Annotated in this window: 21 protein-coding genes and 1 other annotated feature; of the genes, 8 read left to right on the top strand and 13 right to left on the bottom strand. The window is 39.3% G+C overall.

Annotated features, from left to right (window positions below):
• Positions 1-6 precede the first annotated feature (6 nt).
• Positions 7-942, bottom strand: coding sequence for a DHH family phosphoesterase (locus tag DDE80_RS04155; RefSeq protein ID WP_108306427.1), 936 nt, complete (start codon positions 940-942; stop codon positions 7-9).
• 94 nt (positions 943-1,036) lie between these two features.
• Here DDE80_RS04155 and DDE80_RS04150 point away from each other — a divergent pair, with 94 nt between their 5' ends.
• The gene (locus DDE80_RS04150; RefSeq protein ID WP_108306426.1) at positions 1,037-1,351 is read left to right on the top strand and encodes a YtpI family protein; all 315 of its coding nucleotides are present in this window, start codon (positions 1,037-1,039) and stop codon (positions 1,349-1,351) included.
• Between the two features lie 28 nt (positions 1,352-1,379).
• Here the strand turns inward: DDE80_RS04150 and DDE80_RS04145 are convergent, their stop codons facing one another.
• Both DDE80_RS04145 and DDE80_RS04140 read right to left on the bottom strand, forming a co-directional pair.
• Positions 1,380-2,687, bottom strand: a complete 1,308-nt coding sequence (locus DDE80_RS04145) for a DRTGG domain-containing protein (protein ID WP_108306425.1) — start codon at positions 2,685-2,687, stop codon at positions 1,380-1,382.
• Between the two features lie 178 nt (positions 2,688-2,865).
• Complete coding sequence (locus tag DDE80_RS04140) at positions 2,866-3,546, bottom strand: metal-dependent hydrolase (RefSeq protein ID WP_108306424.1); 681 nt, start codon at positions 3,544-3,546, stop codon at positions 2,866-2,868.
• 112 nt (positions 3,547-3,658) lie between these two features.
• Here DDE80_RS04140 and DDE80_RS04135 point away from each other — a divergent pair, with 112 nt between their 5' ends.
• Positions 3,659-4,735 (top strand): M24 family metallopeptidase, encoded by a 1,077-nt coding sequence (locus tag DDE80_RS04135; protein WP_108306423.1) that lies wholly within the window; start codon positions 3,659-3,661, stop codon positions 4,733-4,735.
• A gap of 124 nt (positions 4,736-4,859) precedes the next feature.
• On the opposite strand, the gene ald is transcribed toward DDE80_RS04135, so the two are convergent.
• Positions 4,860-5,978, bottom strand: coding sequence for an alanine dehydrogenase (gene ald, locus DDE80_RS04130; protein WP_108306422.1), 1,119 nt, complete (start codon positions 5,976-5,978; stop codon positions 4,860-4,862).
• 157 nt (positions 5,979-6,135) lie between these two features.
• Here ald and DDE80_RS04125 point away from each other — a divergent pair, with 157 nt between their 5' ends.
• Together DDE80_RS04125 and DDE80_RS04120 are read left to right on the top strand one after the other, a co-directional pair.
• Positions 6,136-6,558, top strand: coding sequence for a universal stress protein (locus DDE80_RS04125; RefSeq protein WP_108306421.1), 423 nt, complete (start codon positions 6,136-6,138; stop codon positions 6,556-6,558).
• A gap of 123 nt (positions 6,559-6,681) precedes the next feature.
• Positions 6,682-7,131, top strand: a complete 450-nt coding sequence (locus tag DDE80_RS04120) for a universal stress protein (RefSeq protein ID WP_108306420.1) — start codon at positions 6,682-6,684, stop codon at positions 7,129-7,131.
• A 33-nt stretch (positions 7,132-7,164) separates the two neighbouring features.
• Here DDE80_RS04120 and DDE80_RS04115 read toward each other — a convergent pair whose 3' ends face one another.
• From DDE80_RS04115 to DDE80_RS04085, 7 genes are all read right to left on the bottom strand, one after another.
• Positions 7,165-8,079, bottom strand: a complete 915-nt coding sequence (locus tag DDE80_RS04115) for a class I SAM-dependent methyltransferase (protein ID WP_108306419.1) — start codon at positions 8,077-8,079, stop codon at positions 7,165-7,167.
• Positions 8,080-8,140: 61 nt separating this feature from the next.
• Positions 8,141-8,644: a thiol peroxidase gene (gene tpx / locus DDE80_RS04110; protein ID WP_108306418.1), complete on the bottom strand. Its 504-nt coding sequence runs from the start codon at positions 8,642-8,644 to the stop codon at positions 8,141-8,143.
• A 73-nt stretch (positions 8,645-8,717) separates the two neighbouring features.
• Positions 8,718-9,206, bottom strand: a complete 489-nt coding sequence (locus tag DDE80_RS04105; RefSeq protein WP_108306417.1) for an RDD family protein — start codon at positions 9,204-9,206, stop codon at positions 8,718-8,720.
• A 13-nt stretch (positions 9,207-9,219) separates the two neighbouring features.
• Positions 9,220-10,227: a signal peptide peptidase SppA gene (sppA, locus tag DDE80_RS04100; RefSeq protein WP_108306416.1), complete on the bottom strand. Its 1,008-nt coding sequence runs from the start codon at positions 10,225-10,227 to the stop codon at positions 9,220-9,222.
• A 12-nt stretch (positions 10,228-10,239) separates the two neighbouring features.
• Positions 10,240-11,448 (bottom strand): tRNA uracil 4-sulfurtransferase ThiI, encoded by a 1,209-nt coding sequence (gene thiI, locus DDE80_RS04095; RefSeq protein WP_108306415.1) that lies wholly within the window; start codon positions 11,446-11,448, stop codon positions 10,240-10,242.
• A complete protein-coding gene (locus tag DDE80_RS04090; RefSeq protein WP_108306414.1) occupies positions 11,445-12,587 on the bottom strand; it encodes a cysteine desulfurase family protein in 1,143 nt (380 codons plus the stop codon). The genes thiI and DDE80_RS04090 overlap by 4 nt, the downstream gene beginning before the upstream one ends.
• A gap of 94 nt (positions 12,588-12,681) precedes the next feature.
• Positions 12,682-14,382: a septation ring formation regulator EzrA gene (locus DDE80_RS04085; RefSeq protein ID WP_108306413.1), complete on the bottom strand. Its 1,701-nt coding sequence runs from the start codon at positions 14,380-14,382 to the stop codon at positions 12,682-12,684.
• Between the two features lie 155 nt (positions 14,383-14,537).
• On the opposite strand from DDE80_RS04085, the gene hisJ reads away from it, so the two are divergent.
• Both hisJ and DDE80_RS04075 read left to right on the top strand, forming a co-directional pair.
• Positions 14,538-15,338, top strand: coding sequence for a histidinol-phosphatase HisJ (gene hisJ, locus DDE80_RS04080; RefSeq protein ID WP_108306412.1), 801 nt, complete (start codon positions 14,538-14,540; stop codon positions 15,336-15,338).
• Positions 15,338-15,817 carry a GAF domain-containing protein gene (locus DDE80_RS04075; protein ID WP_108306411.1) on the top strand — a complete coding sequence of 160 codons (480 nt, stop codon included), beginning with the start codon at positions 15,338-15,340 and terminating at the stop codon, positions 15,815-15,817. Before hisJ ends, DDE80_RS04075 begins: the two co-directional genes overlap by 1 nt.
• A gap of 50 nt (positions 15,818-15,867) precedes the next feature.
• Here DDE80_RS04075 and DDE80_RS04070 read toward each other — a convergent pair whose 3' ends face one another.
• Positions 15,868-17,727, bottom strand: a complete 1,860-nt coding sequence (locus tag DDE80_RS04070) for a sensor domain-containing diguanylate cyclase (protein WP_108306410.1) — start codon at positions 17,725-17,727, stop codon at positions 15,868-15,870.
• A gap of 421 nt (positions 17,728-18,148) precedes the next feature.
• Here DDE80_RS04070 and rpsD point away from each other — a divergent pair, with 421 nt between their 5' ends.
• On the top strand, positions 18,149-18,751 hold the full coding sequence (gene rpsD / locus DDE80_RS04065; protein ID WP_108306409.1) for a 30S ribosomal protein S4: 603 nt from the start codon (positions 18,149-18,151) through the stop codon (positions 18,749-18,751).
• Between the two features lie 128 nt (positions 18,752-18,879).
• Here rpsD and tyrS read toward each other — a convergent pair whose 3' ends face one another.
• Positions 18,880-20,151, bottom strand: a complete 1,272-nt coding sequence (gene tyrS, locus DDE80_RS04060) for a tyrosine--tRNA ligase (protein ID WP_108306408.1) — start codon at positions 20,149-20,151, stop codon at positions 18,880-18,882.
• A 62-nt stretch (positions 20,152-20,213) separates the two neighbouring features.
• Positions 20,214-20,409, bottom strand: a binding site (T-box leader).
• A gap of 110 nt (positions 20,410-20,519) precedes the next feature.
• Between tyrS and DDE80_RS04055 the strand changes: the two genes are divergently transcribed.
• Complete coding sequence (locus DDE80_RS04055) at positions 20,520-23,402, top strand: transglycosylase domain-containing protein (protein ID WP_108306407.1); 2,883 nt, start codon at positions 20,520-20,522, stop codon at positions 23,400-23,402.
• Positions 23,403-23,495: the final 93 nt, after the last annotated feature.

The raw sequence follows: 23,495 nt of genomic DNA, 5'->3' as shown, positions 1-23,495 counted from the left end.
CCCTCCTTATTGACAAATTTTTTGTAATGCAAGATACGAAGCATCTGCTTCTGCCCACGTAGTAGCTGTTGCGCCAGCCGCTAGCGGGTGACCACCACCACCAAATTGCTTTGCTAGCCCATTAATTGTCGGGCCTTTTGAACGTAAACGAATACGGATGCTATCTGCCTCTTCAATAAACATTACCCATGCCTTCATACCTTTTACATTTCCTAACACGCTCACAAGTAGTGAAGCTTCGGAAGCTGTGGCATTGAATTTTTCTAACACTTGGCGCGTAATGTCCATACGCCCTGCTCCGTTGTCGTCCATTGTAAAATTTTGATAAATATAACCTTGCAATTGTAGCACGTTACGCTCCAACTCATACATACCATTATAAAGCGCTTCTCGATCAAAATTATACGTAATTAATTTCCCTGCTGTTGTAAATGTTTTTAATGTGGCACTTGGGTAACGGAATCGCCCTGTATCGCCAACAATACCTGCGTATAATAAACGAGCCCCTTCGTCTGGTAACGTCCACGCCTTGGTCGCAGCACCTACTTCAAAAAGATCGAAAATCAACTCGCTCACAGAGCTAGCTGTTGTATCTACCCATACGATATCGCCATAAACATCATCATTCGGATGGTGATCAATTTTTATTAACGTTGCTCCCTCTGTATAACGTACGTCATCAACACGCTCTGTATTTGCCGTATCTGTCACAATGACTAGGGCATTTTCGTACGTTGCATCTTCAATAACGTCGGGCTCGCCTAAAAAGCTTAGCGATTGGTCATGTTCACCTACAGCATAAACGCGCTTATGTGGATAATTATGTTGAATTAATTTTTGCAAGCCCATTTGCGAGCCATAAGCATCTGGGTCTGGGCGTACGTGACGATGAATAATAATCGTGTCGAATTGTTCAATTTTGTCGATGATTTGTCGTTGCATAATGGCTTCCTCCTTGCGCTTCGTAAAATCCATTAGCCTTTTTGCTCAAAAATCGTTACAATAATGTCAGCAATAAGCTAGGAGGTTTCACATATTGAATGCGCTTAATATTATATTTGTCGTGTTAATTGTATTGGCATTTGTTGCCTACTTTTATTTTAAAACGAAGCAATTCCGCTCTTCTTTACCTATAGCAAAAAAATGGTATAAAAGTAAAGCTGGCGTTGCACTCGCCGCCTTTATCGTACTATTTGGGCTTAACTCTGCACTGCTATTTCCTGATACGCTTACTTTCGTAGTAGCGGCTGTCTTTTTACTTGTTGGGTTTGGCACAGGGTTCGAACACTATAAACGCGCGAAGCACTATGGCCAATTCGTTGAAGAGGAACATGCGCTTAATAAAAAATAAAGGGAGTGTAGCATGCTACACTCTTTTTTTATCGCTCCAGTAGTTGGAAAGTAATCATCGCCTTACCTACTAATGTCGTTTGGTTATACACTTCAAAGTCCATTTTAACAAATTTTCGGCTCATATCTAAGATAACGGGCTTCACCGTTAAAATGCTGTCCATTTGCACAGGCTTCATAAAGTAAATTGTCATATTTTCTGCTACAGCATCACCGCGTTTACGACGCTTTAAAGCAAATGCTCCTGCCTCGGTTAGTAAGGTTGTAAATGCACCGTACGAAATAGCGCCAAATTGATTGGTCATTTGCGGGGTTACTTTAAACTCGACTTGTAGCGCTTCATCGCTTAACACTTTAATCTCATTTTTAATTAAATCATCAATCGTTTCGCCTTGTTGTGGCTGACGTTGCGCTAGCTGAAGCGCTTTTAATACGTCTTGACGACTAATTACACCTTGTAGCACATTATCATCATCTACTACAGGCAGTAAATCAATGCCTTCCCAAATCATTAAATGACTCGCTGACGCTACACTCATTTTCATTGATCCAGCGATTGGATTTTTCGTCATTACTTTCTCAATAAGCTCTTCTTCTGGTCGACCAATGACGTCTTTTACGGTAATCATCCCTACCAATTTTTTTTTAGTCGTCACTACCGGATAAGCACCATGTGTCGTACGTTCATTTTCACGTTTGAAATCTGCTAACGTTTGCGATGTTTGCAATACTTTTGTTTCATCAATCGGGACGTAAATATCCTCGATAAATAAAATATCTTTTTTAATAAGTTGGTCATAAATCGCACGGTTAATCATCGTTGCGACGGTAAAAGTATCATAGCTTGTCGTAATAATTGGCAACTCTAAATCATCCGCCAATTTTTTATTTTCCTCTGTCGTATCAAAGCCACCAGTAATTAATACTGCAGCCCCCGCTGTCAGCGCATTTTCATGTGCTTTAAAACGGTTACCTACAATAAGCAAACTGCCAGCATCCGTATAACGCATCATATCTTCTAGCTGCATAGCACCGATAACAAACTTCGTTAAGGTTTTATGTAGGCCGCCTTTACCGCCTAATACTTGCCCATCGATAATATTAACGATTTCAGCAAATGTTAGTCGCTCAATATTTTCTTTTTTCTTTTTTTCGATACGTATCGTTCCTACGCGTTCGATGGAACTTACGAGACGGCGATTTTCAGCCTCTTTAATCGCACGATAAGCTGTCCCTTCACTCACTGCCATTTCCTTAGCAATTTGACGAACAGAAATTTTATCACCTACGGGTAAAGACTCGATATAACGCAAAATTTTCTCATGTTTTGTGGACATATTATCACCTGTTTCTCTAGCTGTTTTTCTATGCCTTCAGTGTACCATATTTGTGCTAGATTTGTAGTACAATTCTTTGCTAGCGTGCTATAACAGTTTTGTTACTTTATCTTTAATCATTGCCATAACTACAAAAACACCTTCTATCTCAATGAAACAGAAGATGTTTTTCACTTTTTTAAAATGTAACAGTACCGCCTGGTTGTACGATTTGTACATTTGCATCTTGCACTAAATCGGCAAATTGCTGTGGATTTTGTTGGATAGGTGGGAAAGTATTAAAATGAATAGGTACGACGGTTTTAGGTTGTAGCCACTTCACAGCAAGTGCAGCATCTTCAATTCCCATCGTAAAATTATCTCCAATTGGTAAGAAAGCTACATCAATCGCATGCTTATTAGCAATCAGTTTCATATCACTAAATAAAGCCGTATCGCCTGCATGATAAATGGTTACTCCTTCGATTTCAAGCACAATTCCCATTGGCATTCCCATATAAATAATATCGTTGTTTTCTGTAATATAAGATGAGCTATGGAAGGCTTGGGTATATGTCACCTTACCAAAATCAAAGTCCTTGGCACCACCGATATTCATACCATGTGTCGTTAATCCTTGCGCCCCTAGCCAAGTAGCTAATTCATGAGAGCCTACAACTGTAGCACCACTTTGTTTAGCGAGCTGCACGGTATCACCTACATGATCGTTATGACCGTGTGTGATTAAAATATAGTCCGGCTTTTCTTGCGCCACTTGTAAATCACAAAGTTCGTTACCTGTAATGAAAGGATCAATAAGAATGGTCTTACCGTTTGTTACAATTTTTACTACAGAATGTCCATGATACGTAATTTGCATAAGCTATTCCTCCTCAATGTATCCTATACCCTTATATTCGTTATTTTTCGCAAAAATCCTTCTATTTTTGCTATCCTTGTATATGTAGTATATTTCATCAGGAGGTTTTTTCATGCAACTTAACATTCAAACTTATTTACAACAACAGCAAACAGATGCGGCTATTATCACTACGCCTGAAAATGTTTTTTATTTAACAGGCTTTGACAGCGACCCACACGAACGTTTATTAGCAACCGTTTACTTCAAAGAAGGCGAACCTCTTATCATCTGTCCGCAAATGGAAGTACCAGACGCTAAACGTGCCTCGAACTTTGACAATGTTATAGGTTATTACGACACTCAAAATTCAATGGATGTATTAGCACAAGCTTTAAAAGCGCGTGGTGTCCAAACTATCGCTATTGAAAAACATCATTTAAACGTAGCGCGTTATGAAAACTTAGTCTCACATTTTACTGCACAAGCCATTACGAGCTTTGATGATAAAATGAACCATTTACGCGTTATCAAAAGCCACGACGAGTTAGAAAAATTACGTCAAGCAGCTAAGCTTGCCGATTTTGCTGTACAAGTCGGTGTTGAAGCCATCGCTGAAGGCAAAACAGAATTAGAAATTTTAGGAGAGATTGAAGCAGCGGTTAAAAACAAAGGCTATGAAATGTCATTTAGCACGATGGTACTAACAGGTACAAATTCTGCTTCTCCTCATGGCATCCCGGGGCATAATAAAGTGCAGAAAGGGGATATGGTGTTATTTGACCTTGGCGTTATCTATGAAGGTTATTGTTCAGATATTACACGTACTGTCGCTTTTGGCGAGCCAAATGAAGCGCAAAAAGATATTTATGCGACGGTACTTGCGGCTAACGAAAAAGCCATCGCTGAAATTAAGCCTGGCGTAACTGCAGCTCACCTTGATCAAACAGCACGCACTATTATTGCTAATGCAGGTTATGGCGATTTCTTCCCTCACCGTCTAGGCCATGGTCTTGGTATTTCTGTCCATGAGTTCCCTGATATTAGCGGTTCGAATACGATGCAATTGGAAGAAAATATGGTCTTTACTATTGAACCAGGTATTTATAAAGGGGATGTGACAGGCGTTCGTATTGAAGATGACGTCGTAGTTACTGCAACAGGTGTAGAAGTATTAACAAAATTCCCTAAACAACTTACAATCGTCTAACAAGCAGTAAATGAACTATCATTAACTTAAAAAGATATTAATTTTATACATGACAAAAGAGAACTTGAGCGCGCTCAAGTTCTCTTTTTCGACGCTAAACTAGTTATAGCTATGCTTCTTTCCATCAATCATTTAATAATGTCATCACGTCTGCACACGGTAATTCAAACGCATCAGCTACACCCTTAAACACAACATGCCCCGCTAATGTATTAATCCCTTTACGTAACGCTTCATTGTCCAAGCAAGCCTTTTTAAAGCCCTTGTTTGCAATTTGAAGTGCATACATTACCGTATTGTTTGTTAAAGCTACAGTTGATGTACGTGGCACTGCGCCAGGCATATTAGCTACTGCGTAGTGTACAACACCATGTTTGACATACGTTGGCTCATCATGTGTTGTTACGCGGTCTGATGTTTCAAAAATACCACCTTGGTCAATCGCAATATCAATTACTACTGAACCTTCCTGCATTTCCTTAACCATTGCTTCCGTTACTAATTTTGGTGCACGGGCACCAGGGATTAGTACGGCGCCAACTACTAAATCTGAGCGCTTAACGGACTCTGCAATATTGTAAGGATTAGACATTAACGTTTGTACTTCGCGACCAAATACGTCTTCTAACTGACGTAAACGCTCTGGGTTTAAATCAAGCACTGTTACGTCCGCACCCATACCTACAGCTGTCTTAACGGCATTTGTACCTGCAATCCCGCCACCAATAACCGTTACGCGACCACGCTGTACACCTGAAACACCACCTAATAAAATACCACGGCCCCCGTGAATATTTTCTAAAAATTGTGCGCCAATTTGCGTTGCCATTTTACCTGCAACCTCGCTCATCGGTGTAAGTAGCGGTAAAGTATTGTTTGGCAATTGTACCGTCTCATATGCAATGCCTACTACTTTTTTATCTAATAATGTTTGCGTTAGCTTCGGTTCTGCTGCTAAATGTAAGTACGTGAATAAAATTTGACCTTCAAAGAAATAGTCATACTCACTTTCGATTGGTTCTTTAACTTTTAAAATCATTTCGTGTGCCCATGCTTCTTTAGCTGTGGCTACGATATGTGCACCCGCTTCTTTATAGTCCTCATCTTTAAAGCCTGAGCCAAGCCCCGCATTCGTTTCGATATAAACCTCATGTCCATTTGATACAAGTGTCACGACACCAGCCGGCGTCATCGCCACACGATTTTCATTATTTTTTAATTCCTTAGGAACACCAATTTTCATTTTCTTTTCTCCCTTCCTTAACATACTTGTCTACACACTGTGACAAGAGGTTATAAGCTACTTCTCTATTTTAGCAAATTTTTTCTGAAAATTCTTCCTCATTTTTTGAAAGCAATAATTTGCTATACTACTAGTAAATATAAAGGAGGCTCTTCCTATGCAAAGTTATCATAAAATTATCGTTGCAGTTGACGGTTCATCAGCTGCCGATCGCGCTTTAGATAAAGCAGTAGCTATCGCTAAACGTAATGATGCTGCTTTACACATCGTCCATGCCATTGATACAAAACAAAATGCGGCGATTGAACTGTACTTACAAAACATCCAAGAAAAAGCCTTACTCGTTTTAGCAGATTATAAAATGAAAGCTGTAAATGAAGGCTTATCTAATGTTACTGTTGCTTTGGAGTACGGCGCACCAAAGCATTGTATTCCTAAAAAAGTAGCACTAACTTTTGAAGCAGACTTAATTATTTGTGGCGCTACAGGAATGAATGCTGTAGAACGTCTGTGGTTCGGGTCAGTATCAGAGGCAATCGTTCGCTATGCTCCTTGTGATGTTCTCATTGTGCGCAATTAACGAACAAAGTTATGACACTTTCGATGCATTATTAGTGTTTTTTTAAAAATTTTCTGACAGGACTATTTCCTTTAACGAATCATTTGGTATAATCAAGGTATAAACATAGAGGAGGTAATTTTAATGGCTAATAATTATCAAAACATTGTAGTTGCAGTTGATGGATCTCCTGAAGCTCACTACGCATTCCGTAAATCAATCGATGTGGCAAAACGTAACCCAGGTTCTACAATTCACCTTGTTAACGTTATTGACACACGTTCTTTTGCAGCAGTTGAAGCATATGACCGTTCAATCGCTCAACGTGCAAAAGAAAATTCAGACAAACTTCTTGCTGGCTATAAAGAAGAAGCTGCTGCTGAAGGTGTAGACCAAGTTAACTTAATCGTTGAATATGGTGCGCCTAAAAATATCATCACGAAAGAACTTTCAAACTTAGTAGAAGCAGATTTAATTATCTGTGGTGCAACAGGTCTTAACGCTGTTGAACGCTTTTTAATTGGTTCAGTATCTGAAGCAATCGTTCGCTCTGCGAAATGTGACGTACTTGTAATCCGTACGCCTGAAAAGTAATACATAAAAAGGATGTGCCGCGGCACATCCTTTTTACTTTTGCTCTTGCCAAATCTTCACTTTTTCGAAGAATAGGCTAAGGGCATTTTTATTTTGTAAACTCGGCACTTTAGCTAACAACACCTCTTTAGGTGCACGCATCTCTGCATGTTGCTTTTGTAAAATCAACAAACTTTTTTCATGTGCACGGCTCGTAAACATACCATCAGGCAACTGAATAACCGCCTGTATCCATGCGTGAGACTTTATATATTTATGCAGCTGTGCTGCTTGTTCTGACTCAAATAATGTGGCAGGGATTAAAAAGAACGCATAGCCGCCCTCTTTTACATAATTCATCGCTTGTTCGATAAATAAATGATGGGCATAGCTCATACCTTCTGGTGCACATAGCTCATAATCAAGCGCTACTTCTTCATTTGGATAATAACCAACAGGTAAATCACAGACAACCGCATCTACAGGAGCTACTAACAGTTTTTCTAGCGCATCTTGACGATACAATGTAACGGGGTGTTCAAGTAGTTCTGCCGTAGCTGACGCTAAATGGATGAGTAGTTCATCTATTTCAATGCCAGTAGCTTCTACGCGATCAACCATATTCATAATGGTAAATAATAAATTCCCTGTGCCTAAAGCTAAGTCAAGCACTGTAATTTTTTCTGACTGCGGGAAAAATTGCTCTACTAAATAACCAACGAGAAAGCCTAATGTATCAGGTGTCATTTGATGGTTCGGTTGCGCTGATTTACGCATCCCCTTCAAGACGGCAATCTGCACAGCTTTTCTAATATCATCCTTCGTTGCTTGTGCTATCGGTAAAGCTTGCTTGCCTTCTAATGCCTCGTCTAACGCCGCTAGCACACCTTCTAAATAACTCATATCTTGCGTAGTAAAATGCTCCGCTCTATCATTAATCGCAGCAAATAATCGTTCCATCGTTTCCATGCGTCAACGTCCTTTCAAAAAATAAAGCTGTTTAGCTTATTGCCGCTAAACAGCTAAAATTTTATGCTAAAGCTTTCACTGCTTCAATTGCAGCATCGTAATTTGGATGGTCTGTCGCTTCTTTTACATATTCGGCATACGTTACTTTGCCTTGCGTATCAACAACAAACACAGCACGTGCTAATAAACGTAATTCTTCGATTGCTACACCATATGCTTTACCAAATGATAAATCGCGGTGATCTGAAACGGTTTGTACAGCATCGATACCCGCTGCACCGCACCAACGCTTTTGCGCAAATGGTAAGTCAACAGATACTGTATAAATGATTACATTGTCACCAAGTTCTGCTGCCGCTTCGTTAAACTTACGTGTTTGTGCATCACAAACGCCTGTATCTAAAGAAGGTACTACACTAATTAAACGTACTTTACCTTGTGAATCTGCTAATGTCACTGGAGATAAATCATTCGCTAATACTGTAAAATCAGGTGCTTGCTCCCCTACCTTTACCTCATTGCCTAAAAGTGTTACAGGGTTATTTTTAAATGTAATTTTCGCCATTATAATGACCTCCTTCATTCTGTTTTTTTATCATATCACATCATAGAAGCTTTGACGCTTACAAAGCATCGTCTTACTGCTTTGTATAAACGCCCTCATGTATGACATACGTCTCTGCAAAATAATCGTGTAGCCCTTGATGTTTAGGTAAAATAGCTACGAATACATAGAGTAAAAGTATAAAATTACTAATGAAACGGCCAATCCACTCTCGGAATAAAATATCAAGTAGCGTAGGCTTCGTCTCATCTAATTTGATCACACGTAAACCGAAAACCATTTTACCAAGTGTCTGCTGGAACACAAATGTCATCCCTACAAAATAACCGTAATATACTATTGCAGATAACACTGTGATTGGTGCATACCAAGCACTACTATCAAATGATAAGCCTAACAGATAAAATACAGGATTTACGAGTAAACCAATTAAGGCTGTAATAACGAGATTATCAAAGATGAAGGCAAAAAAGCGAATCCAAAAACCTGCTTCTTTTGCTACATATTGTTCATGTGCTACCATCGGTGCCTCAACATAAGATAAGTCTGTTTCATTTATCATAGTACTCCCCCCTTTAGTTATCCCCGTATAAGTACATCATTTGCGGTGTATTATGGTTCGTTAACATTTTCATCATAAATCGCTCTTCTAGCGACGGTCCAAAAACCTCCGCTGCTTTCATGCCAAATAATGAGCGCCAATTTGTTGCGGGATCTGTAAACTCAATAACTTGTGCATCTTGCAAGTCAAAATCTGTACGCATCGCTTTTATAACTTGTTCGCTATCTGCAATCTCATCAACTAAACCTGCTTTAATCGCTTGTGTACCGCTCATAATACGACCATCGGCTACTTTCTTCACGTCTGCTTCTTTCATGCCACGACCTTCTTCAATAATATCAACGAATGTCTCATATGATTCATTAATCATCTCTTGCATCATAGCGCGTTCTTCTGGCGTAACTTGACGCATTGGGCTTAACATATCTTTATGTTCACCTGACTGGAAGTTTTCATAGCGTACGCCAATCTTTTTCGCTAGTTCTTGATAATTAATTGTTTGCATAATGACACCGATTGAACCTGTAATCGTTTCTTGCATAGCAAAAATTTTATCTGCAGGTGCAGAAATATAGTAGCCACCTGATGCGGCCATTGCTCCCATCGTTACATAAACCGGAATGTCACGCGCTTCTTTCATCTCAATAATTTTTTTACGAATTTCAGCCGATTCAATAACGCCACCACCTGGTGAATTAACGTACAATACTACACCTTTAATAGTGTCATCATTTTTAACAGCTTCAAGTTGCGCTAAAAAGTTTTTATGATTATAACCTATGGCAAAAGCGCCTGTTTCTACATTTTGAATTGTGCCATCAACTTTTAGATAAGCAATTTTCTTACTAGCATCGCCCGCTAGCATAACTTTAGTAGGTGCTTTTTGTGATTGCTCTTCAATAATCGCATCAGCATTAGCTGAAATCGTCGTTTTTAATGCAAATATTACGGTATTGACACCAATAGATACAACAAAAAGTACTAATGCAATAATGAGTGCCGTCCATCTTTTCGGGTTCATCCTATCTCCTCCTTATAATAAGTCAGCAAATTTGTCTTCAACTTTCTTTTTCTCAGGGTAAACATAGATTTCGCGGTTTTTAACAGCACGGTCTAGTAAAACTTCATAATCACTACGTTCTTCATAATGCGCAACCTTCTCTACCTTTGGTTTTGTTTTAGGGTTGGCCGGCGTAAAGATGGTGCAGCAATCTTCATAAGGACGAATTGATGTTTCATACGTGCCAATCTGTTGTGCGATATCAATAATATCTAGTTTATCATAAGCAATGAGCGGACGTAGGATTGGCGTTGTCGTTACATCATTAATCGCCGTTAAACTATCTAACGTTTGACTCGCTACTTGCCCTAAACTCTCACCGGTAACAATCGCTAACGCATTAATATCTTCACGTACTTTATCAACAGCACGTAACATCATACGACGCGTAGCTGTCATTGACATATTCTCCGGTACATCTTCCTTTATTTGCAATTGAATTTCTGTAAAAAGAATAACATGCAGACGTACATTAGCACCAAATTTCGTTAGCTCTTTTGCTAAGTCTTTTACTTTTTCTAGCGAATTATCGCTCGTATAAGGTGGGCTAAAGAAATGTACAGCATCTAGGCGTACACCGCGCTTCATCATAAGGTAACCCGCTACCGGGCTATCGATACCACCTGACAGCATAAGTACCGAGCGGCCATTAGAACCGATTGGCATACCACCAGCACCTTGAATGACTTGCGCCATAATATAGACAGCATCCATGCGTACTTCCACACGCATTTCAATTTGCGGCTTACGCATCTGCGCTTTTAAATTAGGGTACGTGCTCAGCACAGTTGCACCAATTACACGCTGTAAAGCATGTGACTCAAGCGGAAATTTTTTGTCCGTACGCTTCACTTCTACTTTAAAGGTATACGTTTGGTCTTCATACTGCTTCATCACGTCTTTTGCTAATTGTTTCATTTCTTCAATATCTTTGCCACATGCTGCTACGGGGCTAAACGACTGGATGCCAAATACGTGTTGTAAACGTTCTACGAGCGCATCTTTCATTTCCTCATTATCTAGTGCAATAAACATGCGATCATGTTCTGTACGAATCGTCAAGTGGCCTAAATCAGCGGTAGAATAACGAATATTTTCGCGCAAGCGGCGAATAAAGTCCATTTTGTTTTTTCCTTTTGTTGATAGTTCACCGTAGCGAATTAAAATCTCTTTCCAAATCATAGTGATGCTCCTTTTATTGTTGTAATAACTGCGCGTAAAATAGCAGTTGCTTCCATTACTTGTTGCTCTGTTGTCAATGCGCCTAAACTCATACGCACGACACCTTCTCGGTAAGCAGGCTCAATGGCTAATGCTGTAATAACATGGCTTGTCTGTTGTTGTTTTGAAGAACAAGCGCTTGAAGTAGAAACAATTAAACCCTTATCTTGCAAAGCATTAACTAAAATTTCGCCGCGTAAATGCGCTACACTAAAGGTAATGATATGCGGGGCGCCTTGCTTAGTAGAAATTACTTTAACGTCTGGTAGTTGGAGTAACGTCGCTACGATATGGTGACGCCATTTAAGATAGTTTGCAAAATGTTGCTCGCGTTCATCGAAGGCAATGCGCATCGCCTTAGCAAATACTACATTTTGCGCGACAGCTACTGTACCACTACGCTTACCAAACTCTTGTCCCCCTCCTACGATTTGCGCTGTCAACATAGGTTGTTTTCGAAAGGCGATTAGCCCCGTTCCTTTTAACGCATGAATCTTATGCGCTGAAATAGCGATACTATCAGGACCTGCATCTCCATTAAAATGCACGGGTAACTTGCCATAACTTTGCACAGCGTCGACATGAAAGTGTGCACGGCTTTCTTCATGAATCAAGCGAGCGAAAGCTTCAATCGGCTGTACCGCGCCCATCTCATTGTTTACATGCATAATGCTAACGAGTACTGTATCTTTACGTAACGCTTGCTTTACATCGTTAAGCGCTACCACACCTTGTGCATCTACAGGTAAATACGTAATATCATACCCTTCTTTTTCTAAGCGTTTCATTGCCTCGCCTACAGACGGGTGCTCAATAGCTGTCGTAATCACATGTTTACCGATATGTTGTGTACTCGCTGTTACACCAAAAATCGCCAAGTTATTAGATTCTGTACCACCTGACGTAAAAATAACGCGAGACGCTTCAGTTTGGATAAGCGTAGCAATCTGTTCACGCGCTCGTGTTAGTAAAGCGTTGGCTTCTACACCTCTCTCATGGATGGAGGAGGGGTTAGCATAGTAACGCTCATTGATTGTTACAAATGCTTGTAACACATCAGGGAGCGGTTGAGTTGTTGCACTATTATCAAAGTAAATCATCCATATCATTCCTTAATAAAATTTAACATGAAAAAGGCTACCCGATTTGGATAGCCTCAACCATTATAACGCTTTTTATGGTCAGCGTACACCGTTAAATATTTTGTAAGTCTCGCATTACGAGCTGTTGTACTTTTTCACTTGCCCCAGGTTCAGCTTCTTCTACCGCAGCACTTGCTTCGTCAAGTGCTTTCGTATATTCCGCTTTAACAAATGCTTGTTCAGCCTCAGTGAGACGCTCATCAAGTGTGCTATGTGTAGCGCGGTAACGATTGCCATATTGAATCGTGCGCTCAATCATTAATACATCCTTAATAAGTTGCTCTGCTGTTTGTCGAACTTGTTGCATATACGTTTCAGCAGTCGTTACTTTTTCTAAGACGTCTGTCATATTTAAAGGTACTTGACGCAATCCTTCATGCACGACATAAATACGCTCTGCTACTTCTTCTAATGATGTTTGAAGTTGTACAGGTATACCAGGCATATTAGCCTTATGTAACATGCGTTCTGTTTCTTGTAAATTGCGTTCAATAACTTCTAAGCGTTGACGCGCTTGCTCTTCATCTACACGTAAATTTTTCATGCGCTTTGAAAACGTTTCGTGTACATTCATTGTTTTACCTACCGCAAGCTCAATCGTTTGCAACTCTTCACGTAAACTAGAGTAAGCGGACTTGCCTTCCCTTACTTGCATCGCTACTAAATCATAGCGCTTTTGCAATAAATCAAGTTGACGTAAACATTCACGAGGAATATCCGCCTCTTCTTCTGAGAGATGATAGCTTTGTTGCACATACTCCGCTTCTTCAATCGTATGACGTAATCCTTGTTGTAGCTTCGTAATTTTGCCAAACATCCCGTCGCAATGTTGATCTAAATATTGCTTTGCCATTACTTCATTTTCTAGCACATCATAAAAGTAATCAATCGTTTCATTTAAGTCTTCTATACGCTGACGAATCGTGTCGAGCTCTAAGTTTTTCATATCTTTTTTAATCGTTATAATTTCTTCTTCTACTTGTTCAAATGCTTCTAACAGCTCAAGGTGGCGTAAGTAATACCCTTGCCCTTCCATCTCCGCATATCCTGCACGAATTTCTGTGAGCGCCGTCGGAATATTCGTTTGTACGTCTGTAATTAATGTAGGAATATCTTGCAAAAGCTTTAAAAAGTCTTCACTCTCAACGTGTAGCTGTTCTACAAGTTCACGTGCTTCTAAATAATTACCTTGCTCAGTTAATTCAGCAAAGCGTTCACTTTTAGGTGTAAATTCTTCTAAGCGCTCTTCTAGTGCAGGTAGCGCATCGCCAAACGCATGTTGATGCGCTAGTAATGTTTTGCGCGCCCCTTTGTACTTTTCATTTAACACTTCTATTTCAACGCGGTTTTTCTCTTCACTACCAATTAAATCGTTAAGCTCTTCTACAATTTTATTTTGGCTTTCTGTTGCGCGCTTTAAATACTCTTTAATCTCTTCTTCGAGAGCCGTTGCTTTTTTAAATTTAAAAGCACGAATATGGTCTTCAATGTCATAAAGTAATTCATTAATATCTTTTACATAATTTACTTTAATCTCATCATTCATTTGGCGCCAGCGGTCAAACATTTCTTCTGTTTGGCCATGCATATTTAATGCTTTTACTTTTGTTAACTCCTCGTTAATCGGTTTATGTTGCATTTCTTCTTTTTGCAACTCTAATACTTGTAAAATTCTGCGATGTTTGCGTTGCTGCTGTAATAGTACGAATATGATAACGAGTAGTATGACAATGGGAATGATGATATACTGCATCGTAAGCCTCCTAATCTAATTCCTGTTCTTCATTTTAGGTTTTATACTTCAAATTTTTACTATACAATAAGTTTAGTATACATTATATACTAACGCACGTTAATTTGTAGGCTTTTTTAAATAAAACGTCTAATTCAATGAAAGGTTGTGTCGTTATGCTAAAGCAAGATAAACATATTCATACGCCATTTTGCCCTCATGGATCTCAAGATGCGTTACAAGACTATGTAGAAAAAGCGATTAAATCCGGCTTTACCGAAATTTCATTTACTGAACACGCCCCCCTCCCACCAGGCTTTGTTGACCCTACGCCTGAACAGGATAGCGGAATGAAACTTGAATTATTAGAAGACTATTTCCACGCTATCTCAACCATAAAACATCAATATCAAAATGATATTACTATCCTATGCGGTTTAGAAGTCGACTTCATTGAAGGTTTTGAACAACAAACAAAAGACTTTTTAACAACGTATGGTAGCCAACTCGATGATGCTATACTATCTGTACATTTTTTGCGTCATAAAAACACCTATACTTGCATTGATTTTTCGGCAGAAGTATTTTCACAATTCGCGCTTGAAGTTGGTAGCTACCAAGCGGTATACGACCTATATTACGCTACTGTTGAAAAATCAATTTTAACTGATTTAGGACCCTATCGCCCTAAGCGCATTGGCCATCCTACACTCGTTCATAAATTTCAGCTTTCATTTGAGGAGACCATTGATGACACTAAACAAATTGAACATATTTTACGCTTAATGAAGACCCATGAGTGGGAGCTCGATGTTAATAGCGCCGGTCTTTCAAAACCTGATTGTTTAGAACCCTATCCGCCCTATGAAATGATTACATTCGCTAAATCACTCGGTGTCCCCCTTGTGTTCGGGTCAGACGCGCACACAGTAAAAGGGTTACATCAAAATTTTGAACGTATAAAGGAGAAATTATAATGTTTGAAAAAGTAGCCTATCAAGGTGATCTTATGCAACAATACGCCACTTTACAGCAACAAGTAGAAGCTTTAATTGCGGATGAGCCTAACCTTATCGCTAATTTAAGCAATACATCCGCTTTACTTAACCAATTTTTACATACTATCAACTGGGTAGGTTTTTATTTAAAGGAACAAGACGAGCTCGTGCTAGGACCGTTTCAAGGGTTACCTGCTTGCGTGCGCATTCCATTAGGACGTGGTGTGTGTGGTGAAAGTGCGGCAACGAACACGACGATTGTCGTCGATGATGTTCATCAATTTGCAGGTCATATCGCTTGTGATGCAGCTTCACGCTCTGAAATTGTGATTCCTCTCCGTAAAAATAATGAAGTGATTGGCGTATTAGATATCGATAGCCCTGTTACTGCTCGCTTTAGTGATTTGGACCGCGCAGGTTTAGAAAACATTGTAAAAACAATTCAAAAGTATCTATAACAAATAAAAAGCATTATTTCCGTTTAATGTAGGAATAATGCTTTTTATGTTTAAGACTCACCATAAACGACGAATCGGTTTTTACCACTATTTTTTGCTTGATATAAAGCATCATCAGCTTGAGAAAAAATTGATTTAAAAATAGGTTGTTCATCTGTATTCCATGTAATTAAACCAGCCGATATGGTTACTTTGGGCTTGGTGACGGTTGGCATGACTTCTACAAACTTGGCTGCAATTTCTTTTGCACGGGCAGCTGTTACATCTGGAATACATACCGCTAATTCTTCGCCACCCCAACGCGCACAAATGCCTTTATTTCCGACCATTGCTTTCAGCTGTTTAGAAATTTGTACAAGCACTTCATCACCGATTTGGTGACCGTACGTATCATTTACACGTTTAAAATTATCAATATCAATTAAAAAGAACATGCCACGTGCATGTTGCGCCAGCGCTTGTTCTACATATTTGTCTAGATAGCTTCGCGCATATAGCTTCGTTAAATGATCACGGTCAACCATCTCTTGCAACTGGTTTTGTAAAATAGTGTTGGCCATCGCTAAAGATGAATGATGAATTAAAGATTGCATGAGTTTAAAACTATCAAACGGGAAAAAATACGAATCTTTATGTAATACCATGCAATAGCCGTGTGTTTTTTCTTCAATCAGAATGGGGATCGCCATCATAGAGTTATAGGCCACTGATTGATTGACTTGACGGCTAAAATCAGCAATAAATATCGGATCTTTGCTAGTTTCAAAACGGTCCTCTACATAGGTTGTATACAACTTGGCAACTGACTCACTAAAGAAGGGAGAAGCTTCTTTTAATGTTAATTTCCCCTGCTCTCTAAACATAAAGCAAATTTCTTGCGGCTGAAATGATTTTTCAAGTTGCGACTTTAAGTAAACGAACATTTCATCAATGTCCATTTTCATATTAAGGCGGTGTGACGTTTCATTAATGAGTTGAAGGTCACTAATTAATCGATTTGATTGTCGATGCAACTTCGCATTCTCTAAAGCATTGCCACATGCGTCTGCTAACATACGAATGAAATCTTTTTCTTTTCCGGAAAATACATAACCTTCTGGCCCTGAAATTTGTAAAATACCATAAATGGCTTGGCGGCCTTTAATAGGCGCATTTAAGATACGACATTTTAAGTCAACTGCTTGCTCAAATGTTAACTCTCCTGATACAAAAGCCTCAATTGTTGAAGGTCGCTCTGCAGCATAGTCAAATAGTTTGACGTTTAACGTCAGCTCGCGATCTTGATCATTCGATAAAATTAAATCGACATTAAGATGAGGGATTTGCTTTTCTAATGTCACTAACATATTTTCTAGAATGATATCAACGTCCATCGTTGAATGAAATAAGTCTGTAATTTTAAATAATTTACGATAATGCTCTTCATTTGTTTTTTCGTTTGCAATTCTTTCTACCTTATATAAAACATCCGTTAAAATACGTAAAAATTCATTAAAGCTTGCTGATTGTGTAAATTCATACCATGTAGGTGTAGCTTGAATGAGTAAGACTCCCACAGGTTTTTCATTTTTACGTTGTAATAAAATAGCATCTGTCATCGTTGTATACTGTGTATACCCCTCTAATAAAACAGGCTTTTTTACTACTTTATTTTGAAAAAAGTACGGCTCAATCATCGCCCAAGATATCGCATCCTGTATAATATGATCATGCGGGTCTTTCTTTATAGGTAATAAAATTTCCGACTCACACTTCAAAAAAATACTACTCGTGATATCGAAGTGCTTTTTGAGACAGGGATCTAAGACGCATACATATTTGTTAAAGTCATTAAATTCTAATTCAGCATTTGTAATTAAACCGAGCATATCTGATTTAATATCTTTAAGTTGTTGTTCATGATTTGACATCGTATCACCTTTATTTCCAATCCTTCGATTTTCACTTCATTACGTAATAGTATAGCCCAATAGTGACATTTTGACTATTACTTATTATATCTTTATACACAATTCTACCGTAAATATATGATATTTCAATGTATTTTTTTATTCATTTCGTTAATTAGTCCTAGTGAGCTAAATAGCACACTATTATTTTCAGTTGACTTCCTACATCAATAGCGTTAAGATAGCCTATGTGTAAAATAGTGCAGCAGTTGTATGTGTACTTTTTTTATTTTGTTCCTCTATTATACATGATAGATGGTGTATCGCGTAACCTTTACGTCGGCTGCATGGGTGAAGATGCATGAAAACAAAATAATTAGTACTCTAGATACATCTGGTTTGTTTTACAACAAAAACCAACTTTAAAGGAGGAGACACAATTATGTCTCGTTATACAGGTCCATCATGGAAACTATCTCGTCGTCTTGGTATTTCACTAAGCGGCACTGGTAAAGAAATCGAAAAGCGTCCTTACGCTCCAGGTCAACACGGCCCAACGCAACGTAAGAAATTATCTGAGTACGCTTTACAATTACAAGAAAAACAAAAATTACGCCACATGTACGGTGTAAACGAACGTCAATTCCGCACAGTTTTCAACAAAGCTGGCAAAATGCAAGGTAAACACGGTGAAAACTTCATGATTCTTCTTGAAACTCGCCTTGACAACCTAGTATACCGTATGGGCTTCGCTCGTACTCGTCGTGGTGCTCGTCAATTAGTTAACCACGGTCATATCCTTGTTGATGGCAAACGCCTAGACATCCCTTCATACAGCGTTAAAGTAGGCCAAACGATTTCTCTACGTGAAAAATCACAAAACCTTACAGCTGTTAACGAGGCTTTAGAAGTAAACAACTTCGTACCAGAATACATCACTTTCGATGCTGATAACAAAGTTGGTACTTTCAACCGCATGCCAGAACGTTCTGAGCTAGACGGCCAAATCAACGAAGCTTACATCGTAGAGTTCTACTCTCGTTAATAAAACTTCGTTGCATAGCGCAACAATTAAAAACCTCCTACCTTTTATGGTTGGAGGTTTTTTATATTGAGCACCAAAATAAAAAAGTGGCGAAATACGATTGTTTTTCGCCACTTGCTTATATTACTTTATTTAAATGTCACCATTGTGTATTTCTTTTTACCACGACGTACAATCGTAAAGGCATCATCTAAACGTACAGATGCATCTACTACAAAGTCTAAATCTTGTACACGGTCACCATTAATAGAAATCGCTCCGTTCGTCACATCTTCACGTGCTTGACGTTTTGAAGAAGAAATACCCGCTTCTACGATAAAGTCTACGATGTTTTTATCTTCTTTTGGCATTTCAGCTGTCGGTACACCTTTAAATGCATCGCGCATTTCTTCTACTGAAAGTGCTTTTAAATCACCTGAGAATAAAGCTTGTGTAATACGCTCTGCTTGCTCAAGTGCTGCGTCGCCGTGCACTAAGCTTGTCATAGCTCGCGCTAAAGCTTTTTGTGCTTTACGTAAATGCGGCTCTTCCTCAACAGAAACAGCTAATGCTTCGATTTCTTCACGGCTTAGGAAAGTAAAGATTTTTAAGTATTTGACAACATCGCTATCCGCCGCATTAATCCAAAATTGGTAGAACTCGTATGGTGATGTTTTCTTCGCATCTAACCAAACTGCACCGCCAGCTGTTTTACCGAATTTTGTACCATCTGCTTTTGTCACAAGTGGAATTGTGAAGCCGTAAGCTTTTGTTTCTTCGTCATGCGTGCGACGTAATACTTCTAAACCTGTTGTGATGTTACCCCATTGATCAGAGCCACCAATTTGCATACGTACACCGTGATTATCATATAAATGCACGAAGTCTGCCGCTTGCATTAACATGTATGAGAACTCTGTATATGAAATCCCTTGATCTAGACGTGAAGCTACATTATCTTTTGCTAACATGTAGTTAACGCTTAATAATTTACCGTAATCACGTAAGAAGTCGATTAATGTTAATTTGCCAATCCAATCTTTATTGTTCACTAATTTTGCTGCATTATCACTTGCTGCGTCAAAATCGAAAATCATTTCTAATTGCTTTTTAATGCCTTGAACGTTTTGATCCACCTGCTCCGTCGTTTGCAATTGACGCTCCTCCGAACGGCCTGATGGGTCACCAACCATACCTGTTGCTCCACCTACTAGTAATACAGGTTTATGTCCGTGCATTTGGAAGCGGCGTAATGTTAATAAAGGTACAATATGACCAATATGCATAGAATCTGCTGTTGGATCTACACCACAGTATAATGAAATTTTTTCTTCGCTTAACAGCTTAGCCATACCTTCAGCATCTGTTTGTTGGTATAACAGCCCACGCCATTCTAAATCTTGAATTAATTCATTTGTCATTATGATTTCCTCCTAAAGTTTACGTGCAGATAAAAAAAGCCCTGCACGCATAAATTTATGCATGCAGGGACGTCTATGTATAAACGCGGTACCACCCAACTTGAAGATTACTCTTCCACTTCATTCACCATAACGCGGCGTGGCACGTTTTTGCTCCTGATACGTAATTCATTTTTATACTATGGTTAGCTCACAGCGACCGCTAACTCTCTCAAACAGGGAGTATAAAAACTACTGCAAATCAATCTTTGCAAAAATGTTATAAAACTATACTAGCTATTTTACCGTTTTTTATTTCATTGTCAATAAATATATTCGTAAATATTTTATTATGCTATAATGGACAAGATTTATAGGAGGTCGATGAAGTGAAAGATTGGATTGCTAAAGTCAACAATCGCATCGAACAACTTTTTGAAAAACCATGGATGGCTAAAGTTCGTATTTCAAGTGCAATTACTTGGAATCTCGCTTTATTATTACTCGTTATGGCAATATTAGGTGGCGTGTTTGCATTTTCTGTAGGCGCTGGCTATTTTGCATCCCTTGTAAGTAAAGAGCCACTCCGTACGGAAAAAGAGATGCGCGATCTTGTCTTCAATTATGAAGAAACGAGTGAAATGTACTTCGCAGATAACATCTATATCGGCAATATTCGTACCGATTTAGACCGCCGCGAAACTTCGATTGATAAAGTATCACCTTTCGTTGTCAATGCTGTACTTGCTACAGAGGATGAGTATTTTAGAGAACACGAGGGGATTGTACCTAAAGCTTTAATACGTGGCGTGCTACAAGACGTATTAAACTCTGCTAACCAAACTGGTGGCTCAACATTAACACAGCAACTCGTTAAAAACCAAATTTTAACGAATGAAGTATCGTATGAGCGTAAGGCGAAGGAAATCTTACTAGCTATGCGACTTGAACACTTTATGACAAAAGAAGAAATTTTAGAAGCTTATTTAAACGTCATTCCTTATGGACGTAACGCTTCTGGCCGTAATATCGCCGGAATCGAAACAGCGGCTCAAGGTGTATTTGGCGTCAGTGCTGCTGACCTAACACTAGAACAAGCTGCGTTCTTATCTGGTATTCCGCAAAACCCGTTCACGTATACGCCTTTTACTAATTTAGGTACGGTAAAAAGTGAAGATTATTTAGCAGACGGCTTAGCGCGCATGAAGACGGTATTAAACCGTATGCTAGAAACAGGCTATATTACTAAAGAAGAACATAAAAAAGCAATGGCTTATGATATTACGCAAGACTTCACTAAGCCAACACAGCGTCCTGAAGATGTTTATCCGTGGTTAACTTACGAAATTGAGCGACGTGCCAAAGAAGTAGTTGCTAATTTATTAGCTGAGCAAGACCAAATAGACCCTGCGCGCTTAAAAGAAGAAGAAAATTTACGAGATAAATATTTAATGCTCGCTGATCGTGAAATTCGTTCAAAAGGCTACCGTATCCATTCGACTGTCAAAAAGGATATGTACGATGCAATGCAAAAGATTGCTAAAGACTATCAATACTATGGCCAAACTTATACACAAGTCGTTAAGGACCCACAGTCCGGTGAAGATGTCGAAATTCAGCAACCCGTGCAAACAGGTAGCATACTTATCGAAAATAAAACGGGCCGTATTTTAAGCTTCGTAGGTGGTCGTGACTTTGAAATTGAAGAGTTAAATCACGCTACACAAGCCTACCGCTCAAACGGCTCTACGATGAAACCGCTACTCGTATACGGTCCTGCAATTGAATACGGTAAAATCGGTGCAGGTAGCCCACTTGTCGATGTTAAATTCAATTTACGTGGCTACCAACCAGGCAACTATACATCGAGCTATGAAGCTGGTTTAGTACCAGCGCGTGAAGCGTTAGCACAATCATTAAACTTATCAGCTTTACGTTTGTATTACAGTATTTTAGACCAACGCCCTGCATCGTTTTTAGAAAAAATGGGCTTCTCTAAAATCACCGCTGAAGATAGAGAGAACTTAGCAACAGGTATCGGTGGCTTACAATACGGTACGACGATTGAGGAAAATACCAATGCATTTGCTACTTTTGCAAATGGTGGCCAATACGTGGAGTCGTATATCATTGAAAAAATCGAAGACCCTACTGGTAACATTGTTTATCAACATGAGTCAGCAGGAACACCTGTATTTAGCCCTGAAACAGCATATATCATGACAGATATGATGCGTGATGTATTTAACAACGGTACAGGACTAAGCGCTAAGCAAAACTTAAAATTTGGTTATCAATTCTCAGGCAAGACAGGTACTTCTGAGGAATATAAAGACGTATGGTTTGTTGGATATAACCCTACTGTAACTTTAGGCGTTTGGATGGGTTATGACCAACCTCGTTCTCTTTATACTTTCAATAATACGTATATGGAGCCAAGCAAACGTATTAATTTATTATGGGCACGTTTAATGAACGGTGTATACGATACACACCCTGATTGGGCAGCACCAAAGGATGGCTTTGTTAAACCACAAAATGTCGTATATGCTTCGTTTTGTGGCATGTCAGGCATGGCACCATCAAATGCCTGTGCCCAAGCTGGCTTAGTAAGATCTGATTTATTTAACGCTAAAGTGTTCTTACCTTCTAAGACAGATGACAGTATGGCTAGTGCCTCTGTTGTGATGATTAATGGTAAGTACTATACAGCGCTACCGAATACCCCTGCTGAATTTATTAAAAAAAGCGGTGGTGGCTTAAATCCAGCGTTCGTAAAACGTATGCTCGGACCTTTAGGTGGAGACCCGAGTCGTCTAGTGCCAAAAGGCTCTACGCTCGCAAGCGGTGGAGCAGCCGTGAGTTTCCCAGTTAACGGCTTTGCACCTGCACCGCCTTCCGTCTCTATGAACGGTAGTACGCTCAGTTGGTCACGTTCAAGTTCAAATGATGTGGTAGGTTACCGCGTCTATAATGTATCTGGCGGTGGTCAATCATTAATTGCATCTATTCCTGAGTCCGGACCATACAGTATGACAGTTGGGGCAGGTGGTTCATACATCGTTGTCGCGGTTAACATTGAAGGTATGTCTTCAGGTGCTTCTAATACAGCTACTTCAATACCAGAGCCAAAAGAGGAAGTAGAAGAAGAAAATAAGGAAGAACAACCACCAACGACAGAGCCAACTGAACCAGAAAAACCAGAGGAAACTACCCCACCAAAAACTGAACCAGAAAAGCCAGCGGAGTCTACACCACCGGCTGAATCATAAAAAAATGGTAGATCGCAAAACGATGCGATCTACCATTTTTATAGTTCTATGTCACCTATAGTGAAATAAAACCACCTTGTGATACCCTCAAGG

The organism is Metalysinibacillus jejuensis (assembly GCF_003057615.1).
In the GTDB taxonomy this organism is placed as follows: domain Bacteria; phylum Bacillota; class Bacilli; order Bacillales_A; family Planococcaceae; genus Metalysinibacillus; species Metalysinibacillus jejuensis.
The sequence above is the reverse complement of the archived record's forward strand: the minus strand, read 5'-3'. Positions and strand labels throughout refer to the sequence as shown.

Excerpts from the sequence above, each read along its gene's own strand:
- DDE80_RS04155 (WP_108306427.1), bottom strand. The coding sequence starts at position 942 with ATGCAACGACAAATCATCGACAAAATTGAACAATTCGACACGATTATT.
- DDE80_RS04145 (WP_108306425.1), bottom strand. The coding sequence starts at position 2,687 with ATGTCCACAAAACATGAGAAAATTTTGCGTTATATCGAGTCTTTACCC.
- DDE80_RS04140 (WP_108306424.1), bottom strand. The coding sequence starts at position 3,546 with ATGCAAATTACGTATCATGGACATTCTGTAGTAAAAATTGTAACAAAC.
- DDE80_RS04135 (WP_108306423.1), top strand. The coding sequence starts at position 3,659 with ATGCAACTTAACATTCAAACTTATTTACAACAACAGCAAACAGATGCG.
- ald (WP_108306422.1), bottom strand. The coding sequence starts at position 5,978 with ATGAAAATTGGTGTTCCTAAGGAATTAAAAAATAATGAAAATCGTGTG.
- DDE80_RS04125 (WP_108306421.1), top strand. The coding sequence starts at position 6,136 with ATGCAAAGTTATCATAAAATTATCGTTGCAGTTGACGGTTCATCAGCT.
- DDE80_RS04120 (WP_108306420.1), top strand. The coding sequence starts at position 6,682 with ATGGCTAATAATTATCAAAACATTGTAGTTGCAGTTGATGGATCTCCT.
- DDE80_RS04115 (WP_108306419.1), bottom strand. The coding sequence starts at position 8,079 with ATGGAAACGATGGAACGATTATTTGCTGCGATTAATGATAGAGCGGAG.
- tpx (WP_108306418.1), bottom strand. The coding sequence starts at position 8,644 with ATGGCGAAAATTACATTTAAAAATAACCCTGTAACACTTTTAGGCAAT.
- DDE80_RS04105 (WP_108306417.1), bottom strand. The coding sequence starts at position 9,206 with ATGATAAATGAAACAGACTTATCTTATGTTGAGGCACCGATGGTAGCA.
- sppA (WP_108306416.1), bottom strand. The coding sequence starts at position 10,227 with ATGAACCCGAAAAGATGGACGGCACTCATTATTGCATTAGTACTTTTT.
- thiI (WP_108306415.1), bottom strand. The coding sequence starts at position 11,448 with ATGATTTGGAAAGAGATTTTAATTCGCTACGGTGAACTATCAACAAAA.
- DDE80_RS04090 (WP_108306414.1), bottom strand. The coding sequence starts at position 12,587 with ATGATTTACTTTGATAATAGTGCAACAACTCAACCGCTCCCTGATGTG.
- DDE80_RS04085 (WP_108306413.1), bottom strand. The coding sequence starts at position 14,382 with ATGCAGTATATCATCATTCCCATTGTCATACTACTCGTTATCATATTC.
- hisJ (WP_108306412.1), top strand. The coding sequence starts at position 14,538 with ATGCTAAAGCAAGATAAACATATTCATACGCCATTTTGCCCTCATGGA.
- DDE80_RS04075 (WP_108306411.1), top strand. The coding sequence starts at position 15,338 with ATGTTTGAAAAAGTAGCCTATCAAGGTGATCTTATGCAACAATACGCC.
- DDE80_RS04070 (WP_108306410.1), bottom strand. The coding sequence starts at position 17,727 with ATGTCAAATCATGAACAACAACTTAAAGATATTAAATCAGATATGCTC.
- rpsD (WP_108306409.1), top strand. The coding sequence starts at position 18,149 with ATGTCTCGTTATACAGGTCCATCATGGAAACTATCTCGTCGTCTTGGT.
- tyrS (WP_108306408.1), bottom strand. The coding sequence starts at position 20,151 with ATGACAAATGAATTAATTCAAGATTTAGAATGGCGTGGGCTGTTATAC.